The sequence below is a fragment of the Streptomyces sp. AMJ-169 genome, assembly GCF_055597585.1.
On record NZ_JBVLTJ010000001.1, the window covers coordinates 649,163 to 668,294 of the forward strand.

A 19,132-nucleotide genomic window follows, 5' to 3' on the forward strand; every position below is an offset into this window, starting at 1 on the left:
GGTCTCAAGCCTCCGGGATCTCGAACGTGGAGGTGCGGGTCAGGCCGGCCGCGCGGCCCTTGCCGGAGATGACCAGCGCCATCTTGCGGCTCGCCTCGTCGATCATCTCGTCGCCGAGCATCGCCGAGCCCTTCTTGCCGCCGGCCTCGGATGTGCAGTAGTCGTACGCGTCCAGGATCAGCTCGGCGTGGTCGAAGTCCTCCTGGGAGGGGGAGAAGACCTCGTTGGCGGCGTCGACCTGGCCGGGGTGCAGGACCCACTTGCCGTCGAAGCCGAGGGCGGCGGCGCGGCCGGCGACCTCGCGGAAGCCGTCGACGTCGCGGATCTGGAGGTAGGGGCCGTCGATCGCCTGGAGGTCGTTGGCGCGGGCCGCCATCAAGATCTTCATCAGGATGTAGTGGTAGGCGTCGGCCGGGTAGCCGGGGGGCTGTTCGCCGACGACGAGCGTCTTCATGTTGATCGACGCCATGAAGTCGGCCGGACCGAAGATGATCGTCTCAATACGTTGACTGGCTTGAGCGATCTCATTGACATTATTGAGTCCCTGGGCATTCTCGATCTGCGCCTCAATACCGATGCGGCCGACCTCGAAGCCCATGGTCTTCTCGATCTGCGTCAACAGGAGGTCCAGGGCGACGACCTGCTGGGCGTTCTGCACCTTGGGCAGCATGATGCAGTCAAGGTTCTGGCCCGCGCCCTCGACGACCGTGACGACATCCCGGTACGTCCACTCGGTCGTCCAGTCGTTGACGCGCACGACCCTCGTCTTGCCCGTCCAGTCACCCTCGTTGAGGAACTTGACGATGGTGTGCCGCGCCTCCGGCTTCGCGAGCGGCGCGCACGCGTCCTCCAGGTCCAGGAAGACCTGGTCCGCGGGGAGCCCTTGGGCCTTCTCCAGAAAGCGGGGGTTGCTTCCGGGGACGGCCAGACAAGAGCGCCGGGGGCGAAGGCGATTAAGGGGGTGTGCGGCGGAGCCGCTCGTTGAAAGGGTGGTGGTGGGAGACGGGCGGGCGGTCATGCGGGGACCTCCAGGGGGTCGAGCTTGTTCGCGGTGCGGATCTCGTCGACGATGCGGCCGATGATGCCGGTGATGTCGAAGTCCTTCGGGGTGAAGACGGCGGCCACTCCGGCGGCCCTGAGCTGCTCGGCGTCACCATTCGGGATGATGCCACCGGCGATCACGGGGATGTCTGTGGCACCGGCCACACGCAGCCGTTCCAGGACATCGGGCACCAGCTGGGCGTGCGACCCGGACAGGATCGACAGCCCGACCGCGTGCACGTCCTCGGCGAGCGCCGCGTCCACGATCTGCTCGGGCGTCAGCCGGATCCCCTGGTACACCACCTCGAAGCCGGCGTCCCGCGCGCGTACGGCGATCTGCTCGGCCCCGTTGGAGTGCCCGTCCAGCCCCGGCTTGCCGACCAGGAACCGCAGCTTGCCGACGCCCATCTCCTTCGCCGTGCGGTCGACCCGCTCCCGTACGCCGGCCATGGCCGAACCCGCCTCGGCCGGGACCGCGACGGGCGCCGACGAGACGCCTGTGGGCGCCCGGAACTCGCCGAACACCTCGCGCAGGGCGCCCGCCCACTCGCCGGTCGTCACTCCGGAGCGGGCGCACTCCAAGGTGGCCTCCATGAGGTTCTCCGTGCCCTGGGCGGCCTCCTTGAGCCGGTCGAGGGCCTGGCGGACGGTCGGGTAGTGGAACGGGTCGCCCATGCCCTGGCGGTCGGAGGACTCCTGACGCGTCGTACGCCATGTGTCGATGGCCGACACGACGCGTTCCTCGACAGCTGGATCAACTGTCTGGATCGCTTGATCGAGGTCGGACGTCAAGGGATTGGGCTCGGTCGTATTGAATATATTGACGCCCACGATCTTCTCTTGACCGGACTCAATACGAGCCCGGCGTTCCGCGTGCGACGACACCAGCTGCGACTTCAGGTACCCGGACTCCACGGCGGCCATCGCGCCGCCCATCTCCTCGATCCGCGCCATCTCCGCGAGCGAGTCCGCGACCAGCTCGCCGACCTTCGCCTCGATCACGTGCGAGCCCGCGAAGACGTCCTCGTACTCCAGCAGGTCGCTCTCGTGCGCCAGGACCTGCTGGATGCGCAGCGACCACTGCTGGTCCCAGGGGCGCGGCAGCCCCAGCGCCTCGTTCCACGCCGGCAGCTGCACGGCCCGCGCGCGGGCGTCCTTCGAGAGGGTCACCGCGAGCATCTCCAGCACGATCCGCTGGACGTTGTTCTCCGGCTGCGCCTCCGTCAGCCCCAGCGAGTTGACCTGGACGCCGTAGCGGAACCGGCGCTGCTTGGCGTCCTCGATGCCGTAGCGCTCCCGGGTGACCTGGTCCCAGATGCGGGAGAACGCCCGCATCTTGCACATCTCCTCGATGAACCGGACACCCGCGTTGACGAAGAACGAGATCCGGCCGACGACCTGGCCGAACCGCTCGACGGGTACCTGGCCCGAGTCACGCACGGCGTCCAGGACGGCGATCGCCGTGGACATCGCGTAGGCGATCTCCTGGACCGGCGTCGCCCCCGCCTCCTGGAGGTGATAGCTGCATATGTTGATCGGGTTCCACTTGGGGATGTGGTTGACCGTGTAACAGATCATGTCCGTCGTCAGCCGCAGCGACGGCCCCGGCGGGAACACGTGCGTCCCGCGCGAGAGGTACTCCTTGACGATGTCGTTCTGCGTCGTCCCCTGGAGCAGGGCGACGTCCGCGCCCTGCTCCTCGGCGACGACCTGGTAGAGCGCCAGCAGCCACATGGCGGTCGCGTTGATCGTCATCGAGGTGTTCATCTGCTCCAGCGGGATGTCCTGGAACAGCCGCCGCATATCACCCAGATGGGCGACCGGCACCCCGACCCGGCCGACCTCGCCGCGCGCGAGGACGTGGTCGGGGTCGTAACCGGTCTGGGTCGGCAGGTCGAAGGCGACCGACAGGCCCGTCTGCCCCTTGGCGAGATTGCGCCGGTACAGCTCGTTGGACGCCTCGGCGGTGGAGTGGCCGGCGTACGTGCGCATGAGCCACGGCCGGTCCTTCTTCCGCTCGCCGTCAGTGGTCTGACGCTCAGTCATCTGTTGATCCCGGTGTCTCAGACGTTGCGGAAACGGTTGATGGCGTCAATGTGTTGATCGCGCTTGGCCTGGTCGCGCACACCGAGGCCTTCCCCGGGCGCCAGGCACAGGACGCCGACCTTGCCCTGGTGGAGGTTGCGGTGGACGTCGTACGCGGCCTGGCCGGTCTCCTCCAGGGCGTACACCTTCGACAGCGTCGGGTGGATCTTGCCCTTCGCGACCAGGCGGTTGGCCTCCCAGGCCTCGCGGTAGTTGGCGAAGTGGGAGCCGATGATGCGCTTCAGGGACATCCACAGGTAGCGGTTGTCGTACTCGTGGCGGTAGCCGGAGGTCGAGGCGCAGGTGACGATCGTGCCGCCCTTGCGGGTGACGTACACGCTCGCGCCGAACGTCTCGCGGCCCGGGTGCTCGAAGACGATGTCGACGTCCTCGCCGCCCGTCAGCTCCCGGATGCGCTTGCCGAACCGCTTCCACTCGCGCGGGTCCTGGGTGTGCTCGTCCCGCCAGAACTTGTAGTCCTCGGCGGTCCGGTCGATGATCGCCTCCGCGCCCATCCGCCGGCAGATCTCCGCCTTCCGGGGGCTGGAGACGACACAGATCGGCGTCGCGCCGCCCGCGAGCGCGAACTGCGTGGCGTACGACCCGAGTCCGCCGCTGGCGCCCCAGATGAGGACGTTGTCGCCCTGCTTCATCCCGGCGCCGTTGCGCGAGACCAGCTGCCGGTACGCCGTCGAGTTGACGAGCCCCGGGGAGGCGGCCTCCTCCCAGCTCAAGTGGGCGGGCTTGGGCATGAGTTGGTTCGACTTGACCAGCGCGATCTCCGCGAGCCCGCCGAAGTTCGTCTCGAAGCCCCAGATCCGCTGCTCGGGGTCGAGCATCGTGTCGTTGTGCCCGTCGCTGGACTCCAGCTCGACGCTCAGGCAGTGCGCGACGACCTCGTCGCCGGGCTTCCACGCGTTGACGCCGGGCCCGGTGCGCAGCACGACGCCCGCGAGGTCGGAGCCGATGACGTGATAGGGCAGGTCGTGACGCTTCGTCAACTCGCTGACCTTGCCGTACCGTTCGAGGAATCCGAAGGTCGACAGCGGCTCGAAGATGGACGTCCACACGGAGTTGTAGTTCACCGAGGACGCCATGACGGCCACCAGGGCTTCTCCGGGGCCGAGTTCGGGCACGGGCACCTCGTCCAGGTGCAGCGACTTGCGCGGGTCCTTGTCGCGGGTCTGCATCCCCGCGAACATCTCCGTCTCGTCCTTGTGCACGGTGATCGCCCGGTACGACTCGGGCAGCGGCAGCGCGGCGAAGTCGGCCGGCGCCGAGTCCGGCGACTGGATCGCGTCCAGGATGTCCTTCACGGTCACGGTGTTGCCTCCGGCGGTGTGCGCCCTTGAGGGAAAGGGCGCGGTGAGGGTTACGGCTTGGCGGTGCGGCGGCGCTTTGTGGCGCGGGAGGTTGCCTGTGACGCAGGCGTCCGGATGTGCGGCAAGTGGTGCGCGGGGACAGCCGGCGGACGGCGGTTCACCGTCGCGCCGGTCACCCGGACGACTTCAAGGTATGGCACTGCGTGTCGCACGGCAAGGCACTGGGTGCCAGGAATTATGCTCAGGTGAAATCTTTACTTGACAAGTGAGCGATGATCGATCAAGTGGGGGTGGAGAGGTGCCTGAAAACGGGTCCTGACATGGCAAAACGGCCACCCGTGGGGGTGGCCGTCATCACAAGGGGGGCTCGCCGCGTCCGCCGAGGGGCGTCTGCCAGGGAGGGGCGTCTGCCGGGAGGCGGGGTCGCTCAGCGCTCCTTGAGTGCCTGCTCGATGGCGCGCATGACCTCGTCCAGCGGGGCGTCCGTGCGGGCGACCGTCACCAGGACCTCGCCGTGCGCGGAGAGCGCCGCCGGGGACGGTGCGGGCGAGGCGGTGCGGCCGGCGCCGATACCGGTGCCGAAGGTGCGGCGCACGATCGCGAACGCGTGGTCCAGCTGCGCCTCCACGTCACCCTGGCCGTCCGCGCGCAGCCAGCGCCGCAGCACATGGTTGTGCGCGGTGACCACGGCCGACGCGGCGACCTCCGCCAGCAGCGGCTCGTCGCCCGCCTCGTCGTCGTGCGCGTGCTCGTCGAAGTGGCCGAGGAGATAGCGGGTGAACAGGCGCTCGTAGCGGGCCACGGACGCGATCTCCGCCTCGCGCAGGGTGGGCACCTCGCGCGTCAGCTTGTAGCGGGCGATCGAGATCTCCGGGCGTGCCGCGTACATCTTCATGACTTCCTTGATGCCGCGGCACACGGTGTCGAGCGGGTGCTCGTGCGCCGGGGCCGCGTTCAGGACGGCCTCCGCGCGGATCAAGGTGTCGTCGTGGTCGGGGAAGATCGCCTCTTCCTTGGAGCGGAAGTGACGGAAGAACGTACGGCGCGCGACCCCGGCCGCGGCCGCGATCTCGTCGACGGTGGTCGCCTCGTACCCCTTGGTCGCGAACAGCTCCATTGCGGCAGCCGCCAGCTCTCGGCGCATCTTGAGCCGCTGGGCCGCGGCACGGCTGCCCGCGGCGCTCTCCGGCGCGTCGGACGGGGTACGGGAGGACTTGGCGGGCTGGGACATGACCCGAAAGTACTGCATGCGCGCAGCTCGATGCGCAGGTCCGGTCCCTGAGGCCCGCGTCAGCGCCTCGCGTGCTCGCGGAAGCCGCGGCCCGTCTTGCGGCCGAGGCAGCCCGCGGCGACCAGGTGCTCCAGGAGCGGGGCCGGGGCGAGGCCCGGGTCGCGGAACTCGCGGTGCAGGACCTTCTCGATCGCCAGGGAGACGTCCAGGCCGACGACGTCCAGGAGCTCGAAGGGGCCCATGGGGTAGCCGCCGCCCAGCTTCATCGCCGCGTCAATGTCGTCAAGAGATGCATAGTGCTCCTGCACCATCTTGATCGCGTTGTTGAGGTACGGGAAAAGCAGGGCGTTCACGATGAAACCTGCACGGTCTGCACAGTGGACGGCATGTTTCTTGATCGATCCACATATCCCGTCAACAGTTGACCGGACGTCGTCCCCGGTCAACACGGTGCAGACGACCTCAACCAGCTTCATGGCCGGCGCCGGATTGAAGAAGTGCATCCCGATGACGTCCTGGGGCCGCGACGTCGCCCGCGCGCACGCGATCACCGGCAACGACGACGTGGTCGTCGCGAGCACCGCCCCCGGCTTGCACACCTTGTCCAGCGCCGCGAACAGCTGCCGCTTGACCTCCAGGTCCTCGGCGACCGCCTCCACCGCCAGGTCGACGTCGGCGAAGGCGTCGTAGGAACCGGCCGGAGTGATCCGCTCCAGCGCCCGCGCGGCCGTCTCGGCGCTCAGCCGCCCCTTGTCGACGGAACGGGCGAGGGAGGCGCCGACGCGGGCCTTGGCGGTGTGGGCCTTCTCCACGCCGCGGGCGGCCAGGACGACGTCGTACCCGGCCTTCGCGAAGACCTCGGCGATGCCGGACGCCATCGTCCCGGACCCGGCGACGCCGACCGCGCGCACCTCGCGGGCGGGCGCGGAGAAGGCGCCCGGAGCCGGGGTGAGGGCGTCGGGGACGACGGCCGCGCCGCCGGGGGAGGCGTAGGTGTAGAAGCCGCGGCCCGCCTTGCGGCCCGTCAGGCCCGCCTCGGCGAGCTGGCGCAGGATCGGCGCCGGGGCGTGCAGCCGGTCGTGGGAGGCGGCGTACAGGGCGTCCAGGACCGTGCGCGCGGTGTCGACGCCGATCAGGTCGAGCAGCGCCAGCGGGCCCATCGGCAGCCCGCAGCCCAGCCGCATCGCCGCGTCGATGTCCTCGCGGGAGGCGTACTTCGCCTCGTACATCGCGGCGGCCTGGTTGAGGTAGCCGAACAGCAGCCCGTCCGCGACGAACCCCGGCCGGTCGCCGACCGCCACCGGCTCCTTGCCCAGCTCCAGCGCGAGCCCGGTCACGGCGGCGACGGCGTCCGGCGCGGTCAGCACCGACGAGACCACCTCCACCAGCCTCATCGCGGGCGCAGGGTTGAAGAAGTGCAGCCCCAGCACCCGCTCGGGCCGCGCGGAGTCGGCGGCCAGCCGCGTCACGGACAGCGCGTTGGTCCCCGTCGCGAGCACGGTGTCCGCCCGCACGATGCCGTCCAGCGCGCGGAAGATCTCCTGCTTGGTCTCGTACGACTCCGGCGCGACCTCGATGACCAGGTCGGCGTCGGCGGCCTCCCGCAGATCGGTGCCGGTACGCACGCGCGCGAGAGCCTGCGCGCGCTGCTCCTCGGTGAGTTTGCCGCGGGCGACCGCGCGGGCGGTGGCGTGCTCCAGGGCTGCCGTGCAGCGGGCGGCCTGGGCGGCGCTGATGTCGACGCCGATCACCTCGCGGCCGGCCAGGGCGAGGACTTCGGCGATGCCGGTGCCCATGGTGCCGAGGCCGACGACCGCGACCGTGCGCAGGGGCGTGCGGGGGGACAGGGGAGGGGCCATGGAGGGACTCCAGGATGAGAAGAGTGACGTCTGGGAGGGCGCGAGGTGCGCCGAGGGGGCGCGCGGGGCGCGTGATGCGCGGGTGTCGACCGGGCTGTCGAGCGCACACGCCCGGGTGGCTGCCGCCGGGGCGGGCGGCGCGGGCACCAGGGCCCGTCCGGCCGTACGGCGGCGGATCGTCCGACCGGCCCTGTCCCCAGGCCGGGTCGCGCTGCCCGGTACACGCACATGCACCGGTGACCGTGGCGGCTGCGTCACCAGGCCGCCACGAGGGAATACCTGCGGGAGGGTGTCCCGCTCGTCTGAGCTTAACCCGTGGGTAACGAGCGCGCCAGACCCGGGAGTCGACGGACTCCGGCGACTTCGCCAACGGCCTGCCTCACGGGGCGTACCCCGCCTACGCTCGGCCCCATGGACGAAGAGTTGCGATCACTCACGGAGCGCTTACGGGCGGAGTCGGGGGGCGGCGCCGCCTTCGAACGGCTCGCGGCCACCGAGGACCCCGACGCGCTGGCCGCCGTCCTCACCGCGCCCGGACAGCCCCTGTGGGCCCGTGAGTCGGCCGCCTTCCGGCTGGGCCTGGCCGGCGACCGGCGGGCCTTCGAGTCCCTCGTCCTGCTCCTCAACCACCGCGACCCCCCGCGCTGCGCGTCCGCCGCCCACGCCCTGGCCCGCCTCGGCGACCCCCGCACGGCCCGCGCGGCGGCGGCCCTCGCGACCAACGAACTCCGCGTCGCCTACGCCCTCCACCCGGTCCGCCTGCTGACCGAGCTGAGGGCCCCGGAGTCGGTCCCCGCCCTCATCACCACCCTCCAGCGGCGGCTGAGCCCCCACGACCCCTACAAGCGCGTCGCCCTCGCGTGCGTGGAGGGCCTGGGCGTCCTCGGTGACGGCCGGGCCCGCGCGGTGCTCCGGCAGGCCCTGGCGCATCCGGCGTTGGCGGAGGCGGCGGTGCGGGCGCTGGGGAGGATTCCGGCGGAGCGGTAGGTGGCGTCGTAGGGAGCTGGGGCGTCGGGTCGGTGTCGGGGGCGGTCGGTTGCCTGTGCGGCCATCATGCCGCACGGGTCTGACAACGCTCCCTCGGCGCCGGGCGGGGCCGGTGTTCCGGCCGGGGAGGCCCGGCCGGACGGGGTTCAGCCCCGGAAGCCCAGCAGCCCGTGCAGCGCCGCCCCGCGGGACGCCGTCGAAGCCGCTTTCGCGGTCAGCGGCTCGGGGTCGGGCAGGGCCGCGCAGACGGCGTCGACGCCACCGGAACCGCGCGGGACCGTGCCGTTCGCCAGGTACGCCGCCAGGTGCTTGTCGAGGCAGGCGTTGCCGCTCAGCGTGATGCCGTGGTTGCCGCCGCCCTCCTCGACGACGAGGCTGGAGCCGCGCAGCAGCGAGTGCACCCGCGCGCCGCCCTCGTACGGGGTCGCCGCGTCGTTCGTCGCCTGGAACAGCAGGGCCGGCGGCAGCTCGGCGTTGGCTACGTCCACCGGGCGCAGCGACTTGACCGGCCAGAACGCGCACGGCGCGTTGTACCAGGCGTTGTTCCAGGTCATGAACGGGGCCTTCTCGTACAGCGCCCAGCTGTCGGCCCGCCACTGCCCCCAGTCGCGCGGCCAGGCGGCGTCGCGGCACTGGATGGCGCCGTAGACGCTGTAGCCGTTGTCGCCGGAGGCGTCGACCGCGCCCAGGTTCTCGTACGCCTCGACGAGCGGTTCGGCGTTCTTGGTGTTCACGTACGCCGCGAACGCCTCGGCGAGATAGGGCCAGTAGCCGTTGAAGTAGCCGCCCGGGAGGTAGGTGTCCTCCAGCTCCGAGGCGCCCACCTTGCCGTCGGCCGGCTTCTTCAGCAGCGCCGCGCGCATCGCGTACCACTTGGCCTCGACCTTCGCGGGGTCGGTGCCGAGGTGGTAGGTGGTGTCGTACTTGGCGATCCAGGCCATCAGCGCGCGGTGGCGGTCGTTGAAGGCGACGTCCTGGTTGAGGTTGTCGTCGTACCAGACGCCTGTGGGGTCGACGATCGAGTCCAGCACCAGGCGCCGCACGCGCTCCGGGTACAGCTTCGCGTAGACCGCGCCCAGGTAGGTGCCGTACGAGTAGCCGAAGTAGTTCAGCTTGGGCGCGCCGGTGGCCCGGCGGATCGCGTCCAGGTCGCGGGCGGTGCTGAGGGTGTCGATGTACGGCAGGACCTTGGCGTACTTCTTGCCGCAGGCCTGGGCGAAGTCCCGCGCGCGCGTGAGGTTGGCCTTCTCGACGGCCCGGGTGACCGGTACCGAGTCGGGGCGCACCGGGGTGAAGTGGCCGGGCGCGCAGTCGAGTGCGGGGGTGCTCTTGCCGACGCCGCGCGGGTCGAAGCCGATGACGTCGTACTGGGCGGCGACGTCCTTGGGGAGGTTCTTCGCGACGAACCCGGCGAGGGTCAGCCCGCTGCCGCCGGGGCCGCCGGGGTTGACCAGGAGGGGGCCCTGGGAGGTCTTCGCGGTGTGCTCGATGCGGGACAGCGCGAGGGTGATCTGCTGCCCGCGCGGGTTGGCGTGGTCCAGGGGCACCTTCAGGGAGGCGCACTGGAGCGACGGGTAGTTGGTCGTACCGCAGCTCTTCCAGGTGAGCGAGGCCGCGGGGGCGGGCTGTGGTGCGGCGGCCTCGACGGGCGCGGCGGTGAGCGTCGCGGCCACGATCGCGCCGGCGCCGCACAGTACGGCTGCGCGTTTTCTCATGGAGCCTCCCAGGGGTGGAGGGTGGACGGACCGTGTGGGTCACGGGTCCCGCCGCATCGTCCCGGGAAGCGCCGCCGGAAGAACCTGTTCCGGTGATAGTTGACCCGATTGCGTCGCCGGATGCCCTCGAACGCGGTCAGATCAGGCTGAGTTGGACCGGACCGGACGGTTCGGACTCCTCCGCGCGCGCGGGTTGCGGTGTCCGGCGGGGCATCCCCCCGCGCGCGGGGCCGATGCCGTACTCCTGCGCCAGCTCGTGCACCTGACGGGTGATGCGGCGCTGGTACCACTTGGGCGCGTAGGCGCCGTCCGCGTACAGCCGCTCGTAACGCGTCACCAGGGAGGGGTGTTCGCGGGCGAGCCAGCTCATGAACCACTCGCGCGCGCCCGTGCGCAGGTGCAGCACCAGCGGTGTCACGGACGTGGCGCCCGCGGCGGCGATCGCCCGTACCGTGTCGCGCAGTTGGGCCGGGTGATCGCTCAGGAACGGGATCACCGGGGCCATCAGCACCCCGCAGCCGAGCCCGGCGTCCGACAGGGCGCGCACGGCGTCCAGGCGGCGCTCGGGGGCCGGGGTGCCCGGCTCCACGGTGCGCCACAGCCGTTCGTCGGTGAAGCCGACCGACAGGGAGACGCCGACGTCGGTCACCTCGGCGGCCCGCCGCAGCAGGTCGAGGTCGCGCAGGATCAGCGTGCCCTTGGTGAGGATCGAGAACGGGTTGGCGTGCTCGGTCAGGGCGGTGAGGATGCCCGGCATCAACCGGTAGCGGCCCTCGGCCCGTTGGTAGCAGTCGACATTGGTGCCCATCGCGACGTGCTCGCCCCGCCAGCGCGGCGAGGCCAGTTCGCGGCGCAGCACCTCCGGGGCGTTCACCTTGACGACGATCTGGGTGTCGAAGCCGATCCCGGTGTCGAGGTCCAGATAGCTGTGGGAGCGGCGGGCGAAGCAGTACACGCACGCGTGCGTGCAGCCCCGGTAGGGGTTCACCGTCCATTCGAACGGCATACGGGAGGCGCCCGGCACCCGGTTGAGCACCGAGCGGGCCCTGACCTCGTGGAAGGTCATGCCGCGGAACTCGGGCGTGTCGAAGGTACGGGTGGTCACCGCGTCCGCGCGGAACAGCGCGGGGCTGTCCGCGCGGCCGTGCTCGTCGGGCTCCTGGGTGAGGTTCTGCCAGCGCATGAACGCCTCCTCGGTAGCGCTGGCCACAGAATAGAACACTTGTTCCCATGATCGTGCGCGTGCCGTTTCCGCTCGCTTTGGGACCCCCGATTTGGGTGGCCGACCGGCGGGGTGGTTGGCTTGACCCGATCCCGAGAAACAGGCCCTGGAGGAACTCATGGCGCAGGTCGAGGCCACCACCGAGCGCGTCGTCGCGGCGGACCCGGAGACGGTGTTCGACACGCTCGCCGACTACAGCGGCAGCCGCGCGAAGGTGCTGCCCGAGCAGTTCAGCGAGTACGAGGTGCGCGAGGGCGGCGACGGCGAGGGCACCCTCGTCCACTGGCGGCTCCAGGCCACCAGCAAGCGCGTGCGCGACTGCCTCCTGGAGGTCACCGAGCCCGCCGACGGCGAGCTCGTCGAGAAGGACCGCAACTCCTCCATGGTCACCGTCTGGCGCGTCACCCCGGCCGGCGAGGGCAAGTCCCGCGTCGTCGTCACCACCACCTGGCAGGGCGCCGGCGGCATCGGCGGCTTCTTCGAGAAGACCTTCGCCCCCAAGGGCCTCGGCCGCATCTACGACGCCCTCCTCGCCAAGCTCGCCGCCGAGGTCGAGAAGTAGAAGCAGGGCAGAACCAACGCGCGACCGGGGGGACAAGTTCCCCCGGTTCACCGTTCGTTGACCGTTTTCACCGGTTCGAGTGGAACTCCACCCGAACCTGGGCGGCGCCGTAACTCGTCGCGTTCGCCGGGAGTTGTCGCTTTACGCGGGAAGTGTGCGAAAGGCGCGACGAGGGGAGCGGCACGTGGGCGGGATCACTCTGGTGCAGGACGGGCCGGCCATCGCGCCGCCCCCTCCGCCCGCCCGCACGGCGCCGAAGGAGCGGGCCGACGGCCTCAGCCCCCGCCGGGTGCGCCTGGTCTTCGTCGGCCTCATGCTCGCGCTGCTGCTCGCGGCGCTGGAGCAGATGATCGTCGCGACCGCCCTGCCCAAGATCGTCGGCGAACTGCACGGCCTGGACCGGATGTCCTGGGCCGTCACCGCCTACCTGCTCACCTCGACGGTCGGCCTGCCCGTCTACGGCAAGCTCGGCGACCTCCTCGGCCGCAAAGGCGTCTTCCAGTTCGCCATCGTCGTCTTCGTCATCGGCTCCGCCCTCGCCGGCCGCGCGCAGACCATGGACCAGCTCATCGCCTTCCGCGCGGTGCAGGGCGTCGGCGCGGGCGGGCTGATGATCGGGGTCCAGGCGATCATCGCCGACATCGTCCCGCCCCGGGAGCGCGGCCGGTACATGGGCCTGATCGGCGGCGCCTTCGGCCTCGCCTCCGTCGCGGGCCCGCTGCTCGGCGGCTACTTCACCGACCACCTCTCCTGGCGCTGGTGCTTCTACGTCAACGTCCCCTTCGGCCTGGTCACCCTCGCCGTCGTCACCGCCGTCCTCAAGCTCCCCAAGCCCGCCGCGCGCGCCCGGCTCGACGTGCTGGGCATCCTGCTGCTGGCCACGCTCTCCACCTGCCTGGTGCTCCTGACCAGCTGGGGCGGCACCGAGTACGCGTGGGGCTCGCGCACCATCGTCGGCCTCGGCGCCGGCGCCGTCCTCGCGAGCCTGCTGTTCGCCGTCGTCGAACACCGCGCGGCCGAACCCCTCATGCCGCTCAGGCTGTTCAGGGACTCCGTCTTCAACCTCAGCGGCCTCATCGGGCTCGTCATCGGCGTCGCCCTCTTCGGCGCCGCCAGCTATCTGCCGACCTTCCTCCAGATGGTCGACGGCGCCAGCGCCACCGAGTCCGGGCTGCTGATGCTGCCCATGATGGCGGGCGTCGTCGGCGCCTCCGTCGTCTGCGGCCAGCTCATCAGCCGCACCGGCCGCTACCGCCTGTACCCCCTCCTCGGCAGCCTCCTCGCCACCCTCGGCATGTGGCTGCTGTCGCGCCTGGAGGCCGACACACCCCGGCTGCACTACAGCCTCTGGATGGCCGTCCTCGGCGCCGGCATCGGCCTCGTGATGCCCGTCCTGGTCCTCGCCGTGCAGAACTCGGTGCGCCCCGCCGACCTCGGCACCGCCACCAGCGCCAACAACTACTTCCGCCAGATCGGCGGCAGCGTCGGCGCCGCGATCTTCGGCACCCTCTTCGCCGACCGGCTCACCGCCGCCCTGCGCGAGCGCCTCCCCGCGCACGCGGGCCTGCCCGACGCCGAGTCGCTCACCCCGCAGCTCGTCCACGCGCTGCCCCCGGCCCTGCGCGACGCCTACATCCGCGCCTACGCCGACGCCATGCCGAGGGTCTTCCTCTACCTCGTGCCGGTCCTCGCCCTCGGCCTGGTCCTCGCCTTCTTCCTCAAGGAGAAACCCCTCGTGTCCCACGACGAGACCGAGACCCGCCAGTACGCCCTGCCCCCGGCCCGCGCGGCGTACGGCGCCGGCGTCCCCGTCTGCGGCACCGTCCAGCACCCCGACGGCACCGTCGTCCCGCGCGCGGCCCTCACCCTCATCGACGTCTCGGGACACCAGATCGGCCGCGGCGCCAGCGGCGAGGACGGCCGCTACGCCCTGTCGACGCCCGGGACCGGCTCCTACGTCCTCATCGCCGCCGCCGGCGGGCACCAGCCGCAGGCCGTCTCCGTCACCGTCGGCGAACGCCCCGTCGACCTGGACATCGTCCTGGGCGGCGCCGGACGCCTCGCGGGCAGCGTGCGCACCGCCGACGGCGCACCCGTGCCGGACGCCACCGTCACCCTCACCAACGTGCACGGCGAGGTCGTCGCCGCCACCCGCAGCGGGCGCGAGGGCGGCTACGTCATCACCGAGCTGATCGCCGGCGAGTACACCCTCGCCGCCAGCGCGCCCGCGTTCCGGCCCACCGCCCTGCCGGTCACCGTCCAGCAGGCCCGCGAGACCCGCCAGGACATCGAGCTCTCCGGCGGCGCGGTCCTGCGCGGCACCGTCCGCGCGGGCGGCGGCCGGCCCGTCGAGGACGCGCGCGTCACCCTCCTCGACGCCGCGGGCAACGTCGTCGACACCCTCACCACAGGCCCCGACGGCACCTTCCGCTTCATCGACCTCTCCTCCGGCGAGTACACCGTCATCGCCGCCGGATACCCCCCGGTCGCCACCGTCCTCCAGGTCGCCGGCGGCGGCCGTACGGAACGCGACCTCCAGCTCGGGCACGAGGACTGAGAGGGGCGGCCGGGATGCGCGGGAGCCGGTGGACGAGGGACGGCCTTCAGGGCCGTACGGCCCCCGCGCGGGCGGCCGTACCGCGGCTCCTCCCGCGGGCGGACGCCAGGCGCGCATGGGGGCGCACGGTGGCGACCAATTCCCGTATTGCCGCACATCCCGGCCCGCCGCCCCCGTACGGTGGTGGCTGCGGGACAGATCTTGCGAAGCTCTGGGGAGAGAGGGCCTGGGCCATGGACCGTGGCACGGAGCGGGACGCGCCCCCGGGCAGCGGTGAGGCGGACGGGGCCGCGGGGCGGATCCCGCTCGCCGTCGTCCTGGTCGACCGGGACGGACTCGTCTCCCACTGGAGCAGCGGCGCCCGCAAGCTCTTCGGCGTCCCCAAGGAGGACGCCATCGGCGAGGCCGCCCTCGACCTGCTGCCCGTCGCGGGCGCCCTCCACGACCCCGAGGACACCCCCGCGTACGACGGCCTCGACGGCTACGACGGATTCGGCCCCGGCCTCGACACCTCGCTCGACGGCCGCTCCGGCTACCGTTCGGCGGGCCGCGCGCGGCTGACCGTACCGGGGCAGGGCCGCGCGGACGTGCTCTGGTGGGCCTATCCGCTCGTCGGCCCAGGACGCGAACGCCTCCTGGTGCTCGCCGCCGACGCGGCAGGCCTGGACGGCGACGGCACCGCCCTGCGGATCGCCCCCAACTTCGCCCTGCACACCGACTTCCCCGGCGCCGAGGACCTCGCGCGCGGGCTGCCCGAGATCCTGCCCAGCATGAGCGTCGGGGAGAGCGCCCGCATCGTCTCCCAGGTCCTCGAACTCGGCTACCCCGTCCTGGAGTTCAGCCAGAACGAACGGGTGCCCGTCACCCCCGACTGGGGCGTCTCGCGGCGCACCGAACGCAAGGCGCGCAAGGAACGCGCCGCCCGCGCGGTCGCCGAGGGGCTGCCGCTGCCCGAGGGGCAGACCGACGAGGGCGAGGACCTGGAGTACCTCGCCGTGCGCGAGCGCCTGGAGTTCCTCAACGAGGTCAGCGGCCGTATCGGCACCTCCCTCGACCTCTCCAGGACCATCCTGGAGGTCAGCCGGGCCGTCGTACCGCGCTTCACCGACGTCGCCGGGACCTATCTGCGCGAACAGGTCGTCGCCGGTGAGGGGTTCGCCGAGGGCGTGCCCGACACGCGCACGATGTGGCACCGGGTCGCCGTCGAGCACACCGACGAACCCGGCCGCTGGGACGACGTCGTCCCGGTCGGCGAGGCCATGCCCTTCCCGGCGCACACGCCGTTCTTCCAGTGCATGACCACCGGCGAGCCCGTCCTGGTGCCGCGCATCAGCGAACAGATGGGGCACGCGATCGCCTCGCAGTTCGAGAAGCGCGACATCCGGCCCCTGATCAGCCACCGGTCGATGCTCGTCGTCCCGCTGAAGGCGCGCAACGTCGTCCTGGGGTTCATGATCCTGCTGCGCCACCCCGAGCGCGTCGAGTTCAACGACATGGACCGCGTCACTGGCGCCGAACTCGCCGCCCGCGCGGGGCTCGTGCTCGACAACGCGCGCATGTACACGCTCCAGGAGTCGGTCGCCGAGACCCTCCAGGACAGCATGCTGCCGCACATCCCCGCGCGCCTCGCGGGCTGCGACATCGCCACCCGCTACCTGCCCGGCACCCAGCTCGGCCGCATCGGCGGTGACTGGTTCGACGCGGTCAAACTCCCCGGCGCGCGCACGGCGTTCGTCGTCGGCGACGTCATGGGACACGGCCTCGGCTCCGCCGCCAAGATGGGCCAGCTGCGCACCGCGATCCAGACGATGGCGGGCCTCGACCTGCCGCCCGCCCAACTCCTGCGCAACTTCGACGACTTGGCGCAACGCCTGGGCGGCGACTACCTCGCGACCTGCCTGTACGCCGTCTACGACCCGATCGCGAGCGAACTGCACATCGCCAACGCGGGCCACATCCCGCCCGTGCTGGTGCGCGGACTCGACGGGCGCGGTGAACTCCTGGACGTGCCCACGGGCGCGCCGGTCGGGGTCGGCGGGGTGCCCTTCGAGGCGGTACGGGTGCCGGTCGAACCGGGCGACCGGCTGGTGATGTGCACCGACGGGCTCGTCGAGGTCCGCGGCGAGGACATCGGCGTCGGCCTGGAGGCGCTGTGCGAGTCCGCCGCGCACCCGGCGGCCTCCATGGACGACGCCTGCGACACGATCATCCGTGCGCTCAACCCGCGCGGGGGCCGCAAGGACGACGTCGCCCTCCTCATGGCCCGCCTCAACGGCGTCGAGCCCGACGATGTCGCCGAATGGCGGCTGCCCCTCGACCCCGCCGAGGTCCCGCGCGCCCGCGCGGTGGTGCGTGAACAGCTCCACGAATGGGGCCTCGCGCGCCTGGCCGACACCACCGAGCAGATGGTCAGCGAGCTGGTCACCAACGCCGTACGGCACTCCCACGCGCGGCCGGTCGTGCTGCGGCTGGTGCGCGGGGAGACGCTGCTGTGCGAGGTCGACGACGACGATCACGAGCTGCCGACACTGCTGAGCGCCGGGCCGCTGGACGTGGAGGGGCGGGGGCTGAGAGTGGTGAGCACGCTCGCGCGGGAGTGGGGCGCGAGCCGGTCGGGGGCGGGGAAGACGGTGTGGTTCGAGATGACGCTGCGGAGGCGGTGAGGGGGTAAAGGGCTTGGGGGATTGGGGAGTTGGGGTGGGTGCGGTGACGGGGTGAGAGGCGCGCGGAGGGGGCCGGTGCGCCGGGACGGCGCGTGGCTTCTGGGGGTGCGCGGTGTCGTAGGGGCGCCGGGGGCGCACGACGGCGCACGTTTTCCTGGACGAGGCGTGAAGGTTGTATGCGGGGCGCTTGTGGGGGCGGACGGGGAGCGGTAGACCGTACCCGCCCGTCACTTACGGCGGTCCGCCGCGCACTCTGGGGAGCTGGCATGAGCGTGACACAACGGTACCGGGAGTCCTGGGAAGGCTTCTGGCGCGAGGCCTCCGACGAACCCGGGGCCGTGTTCTGGGACGCCGAACCCGCCGTCACGGCCGGCCTCCACCTCGCCCTGTTCACCCCTTACCTCACCGACCCCGCCCTGCCCCTCGTCGACCTGGGCTGCGGCAACGGCACCCAGACCCGCTTCCTCGCCGACCGGCTGCGCCACGTGATCGGAGTCGACCTCGCCGAGGCCGCCCTCCGTCACGCCCGCCGCGCGGACCCCGCCGCCCGCGCGTCGTACCGCCCGCTGGACGCCGCCGAGCCCGGCGCCGCCGAGACCCTCCACGCCGAGCTGGGCGACGTCAACGTCTACATGCGGGGCGTGCTCCACCAGTGCGCGCCGCAGGACCGCCAGCCCCTCGTGGACGCCATAGCCGCCCTCCTGGGCGCCCGCGGCCGGGCCTTCCTGGTCGAACCCTCCGAGGCCGCCGGCGCGGTCCTCGGCGGCCTCGCGCAGGGCCCCGCGGGCCCGCCCCCGAAACTCGCCCCGGTCCTCCGCCACGGCATCGCCCCCGCAGAGGTCCCCGACGAGGCCGTCCCCACTCACCTCGACACCGCCGGCCTCACCGCCCTCGCCTCCGGCGACCTGCCCCTGACGACGACCGAGCACACCGCCGACGGCACGCTCATCGTGCTGCCCTCGCGATGGGTCATCGCGGGCAGGGCGGGCTGAGGCGCCTTCTGGGTCTGTGATCCGTGTCCCTAGGTGGTACGGATCACAGACCCAGGGGTGAGCGCTTCACCGGGTGGTTGTGCGTACCACCCGCCGACGGCCGGGACCCGGATGCGAGGATGAGGCGCCATGACTGCCGGGTGGTGCGCACGCACAGGACGGGCCGCGATGTTCGCGGCCGTCTGCGTGCTGCTCGCCGCGCTGAGCCACGTCACCATGTCCGGCGCCGGCGTCCCCGCCTGGGTGCTCGGCGCCGGGTTCCTCGTGACCGGGGCGCTCGGGTGGTGCCTGGCCGGGCCGGGCGAGCGGGGAGTGCCGTTCGTCGTGGCGGGTGTGGTCGGGGCGCAGGCCGCGCTGCACTGGGGGTTCGGGGCGGTGCAGTCCGCGGTGGGGAGCGTGGGGGGTGCCGGTGGGGGTGCGGCTGACTGCGTAGACATGTCTGACTGCGGAGTCATGTCGCAGGTCATGGGCGTGGGCGTGCCTGACAGCGCAGTCATGTCCGGCGCCATGTCCATGTCTGACACCGCAGTCATCTCCTCCTCGCACGCCATGCACATGGCTGACTCTGTAGTCATGCCGCACGGGATGCTGCTCGCCCACCTGCTGGCCGCGCTGCTGTGCGGGCTGTGGCTGGCGTGCGGTGAGCGGGCGGTGTTCCGGATCCTGCGGGCCGTGGCGGCGCGGCTGGTGGAGCCGCTGCGGCTGGCGCTGGCCGTGCCGGTGGCGCCGGAGCGGCCGGGCGTGGCGGGCCGGCGCGGGCGGTCCGCGCGGGCGCCGCGCAGGCTGTTGCTCGCGTGTGCGCTGACGTCTCGGGGACCGCCGCTGGGGGCCGCTGCCGCTTGACGGCAGCCGGTGTCCCGGGCCGCCCCTGTGCGCCCTGGGCCGCGGCCGTACGC

Annotated in this window: 13 protein-coding genes; 6 read left to right on the top strand and 7 right to left on the bottom strand. The window is 71.9% G+C overall.

Features of this window, described 5'->3' with window-relative positions; genetic code table 11:
• Positions 1-4 precede the first annotated feature (4 nt).
• The 5 genes from ACYUD3_RS02760 to ACYUD3_RS02780 form a co-directional block, all read right to left on the bottom strand.
• Positions 5-1,018: an HpcH/HpaI aldolase/citrate lyase family protein gene (locus ACYUD3_RS02760; protein WP_470962845.1), complete on the bottom strand. Its 1,014-nt coding sequence runs from the start codon at positions 1,016-1,018 to the stop codon at positions 5-7.
• A complete protein-coding gene (locus tag ACYUD3_RS02765; RefSeq protein WP_470962848.1) occupies positions 1,015-3,087 on the bottom strand; it encodes a protein meaA in 2,073 nt (690 codons plus the stop codon). The genes ACYUD3_RS02760 and ACYUD3_RS02765 overlap by 4 nt, the downstream gene beginning before the upstream one ends.
• Positions 3,088-3,104: 17 nt before the next feature.
• Complete coding sequence (ccrA, locus tag ACYUD3_RS02770; protein ID WP_470963926.1) at positions 3,105-4,442, bottom strand: crotonyl-CoA carboxylase/reductase; 1,338 nt, start codon at positions 4,440-4,442, stop codon at positions 3,105-3,107.
• A 433-nt stretch (positions 4,443-4,875) separates the two neighbouring features.
• A complete protein-coding gene (locus ACYUD3_RS02775) occupies positions 4,876-5,679 on the bottom strand; it encodes a TetR family transcriptional regulator (protein WP_470962851.1) in 804 nt (267 codons plus the stop codon).
• 59 nt (positions 5,680-5,738) lie between these two features.
• Positions 5,739-7,538: a 3-hydroxyacyl-CoA dehydrogenase family protein gene (locus tag ACYUD3_RS02780; RefSeq protein WP_470962854.1), complete on the bottom strand. Its 1,800-nt coding sequence runs from the start codon at positions 7,536-7,538 to the stop codon at positions 5,739-5,741.
• Positions 7,539-7,949: 411 nt separating this feature from the next.
• On the opposite strand from ACYUD3_RS02780, the gene ACYUD3_RS02785 reads away from it, so the two are divergent.
• On the top strand, positions 7,950-8,525 hold the full coding sequence (locus ACYUD3_RS02785; RefSeq protein WP_470962857.1) for an adenylosuccinate lyase: 576 nt from the start codon (positions 7,950-7,952) through the stop codon (positions 8,523-8,525).
• A gap of 146 nt (positions 8,526-8,671) precedes the next feature.
• Here ACYUD3_RS02785 and ACYUD3_RS02790 read toward each other — a convergent pair whose 3' ends face one another.
• Complete coding sequence (locus ACYUD3_RS02790) at positions 8,672-10,240, bottom strand: alpha/beta hydrolase (RefSeq protein ID WP_470962860.1); 1,569 nt, start codon at positions 10,238-10,240, stop codon at positions 8,672-8,674.
• A gap of 136 nt (positions 10,241-10,376) precedes the next feature.
• Positions 10,377-11,423: an Rv2578c family radical SAM protein gene (locus ACYUD3_RS02795; protein WP_470962863.1), complete on the bottom strand. Its 1,047-nt coding sequence runs from the start codon at positions 11,421-11,423 to the stop codon at positions 10,377-10,379.
• Positions 11,424-11,580: 157 nt separating this feature from the next.
• Between ACYUD3_RS02795 and ACYUD3_RS02800 the strand changes: the two genes are divergently transcribed.
• The 5 genes from ACYUD3_RS02800 to ACYUD3_RS02820 all read left to right on the top strand — a co-directional run bounded on the left by ACYUD3_RS02800 (position 11,581) and on the right by ACYUD3_RS02820 (position 19,079).
• The gene (locus tag ACYUD3_RS02800) at positions 11,581-12,024 is read left to right on the top strand and encodes an SRPBCC family protein (RefSeq protein WP_470962866.1); all 444 of its coding nucleotides are present in this window, start codon (positions 11,581-11,583) and stop codon (positions 12,022-12,024) included.
• Between the two features lie 184 nt (positions 12,025-12,208).
• The gene (locus ACYUD3_RS02805) at positions 12,209-14,581 is read left to right on the top strand and encodes an MFS transporter (RefSeq protein ID WP_470962869.1); all 2,373 of its coding nucleotides are present in this window, start codon (positions 12,209-12,211) and stop codon (positions 14,579-14,581) included.
• A gap of 233 nt (positions 14,582-14,814) precedes the next feature.
• On the top strand, positions 14,815-17,244 hold the full coding sequence (locus ACYUD3_RS02810) for a SpoIIE family protein phosphatase (RefSeq protein ID WP_470962871.1): 2,430 nt from the start codon (positions 14,815-14,817) through the stop codon (positions 17,242-17,244).
• A gap of 266 nt (positions 17,245-17,510) precedes the next feature.
• Positions 17,511-18,236, top strand: a complete 726-nt coding sequence (locus ACYUD3_RS02815) for a class I SAM-dependent methyltransferase (RefSeq protein WP_470962874.1) — start codon at positions 17,511-17,513, stop codon at positions 18,234-18,236.
• A gap of 129 nt (positions 18,237-18,365) precedes the next feature.
• A complete protein-coding gene (locus ACYUD3_RS02820) occupies positions 18,366-19,079 on the top strand; it encodes a hypothetical protein (protein WP_470962877.1) in 714 nt (237 codons plus the stop codon).
• Positions 19,080-19,132 lie beyond the last annotated feature (53 nt).

What these genes read in the sequence shown, in the direction of transcription:
- ACYUD3_RS02760 (WP_470962845.1), bottom strand. Translation starts at nt 1,018, where the DNA reads ATGACCGCCCGCCCGTCTCCCACCACCACCCTTTCAACGAGCGGCTCC.
- ACYUD3_RS02765 (WP_470962848.1), bottom strand. Translation starts at nt 3,087, where the DNA reads ATGACTGAGCGTCAGACCACTGACGGCGAGCGGAAGAAGGACCGGCCG.
- ACYUD3_RS02775 (WP_470962851.1), bottom strand. Translation starts at nt 5,679, where the DNA reads ATGTCCCAGCCCGCCAAGTCCTCCCGTACCCCGTCCGACGCGCCGGAG.
- ACYUD3_RS02780 (WP_470962854.1), bottom strand. Translation starts at nt 7,538, where the DNA reads ATGGCCCCTCCCCTGTCCCCCCGCACGCCCCTGCGCACGGTCGCGGTC.
- ACYUD3_RS02785 (WP_470962857.1), top strand. Translation starts at nt 7,950, where the DNA reads ATGGACGAAGAGTTGCGATCACTCACGGAGCGCTTACGGGCGGAGTCG.
- ACYUD3_RS02790 (WP_470962860.1), bottom strand. Translation starts at nt 10,240, where the DNA reads ATGAGAAAACGCGCAGCCGTACTGTGCGGCGCCGGCGCGATCGTGGCC.
- ACYUD3_RS02795 (WP_470962863.1), bottom strand. Translation starts at nt 11,423, where the DNA reads ATGCGCTGGCAGAACCTCACCCAGGAGCCCGACGAGCACGGCCGCGCG.
- ACYUD3_RS02800 (WP_470962866.1), top strand. Translation starts at nt 11,581, where the DNA reads ATGGCGCAGGTCGAGGCCACCACCGAGCGCGTCGTCGCGGCGGACCCG.
- ACYUD3_RS02810 (WP_470962871.1), top strand. Translation starts at nt 14,815, where the DNA reads ATGGACCGTGGCACGGAGCGGGACGCGCCCCCGGGCAGCGGTGAGGCG.
- ACYUD3_RS02815 (WP_470962874.1), top strand. Translation starts at nt 17,511, where the DNA reads ATGAGCGTGACACAACGGTACCGGGAGTCCTGGGAAGGCTTCTGGCGC.
- ACYUD3_RS02820 (WP_470962877.1), top strand. Translation starts at nt 18,366, where the DNA reads ATGACTGCCGGGTGGTGCGCACGCACAGGACGGGCCGCGATGTTCGCG.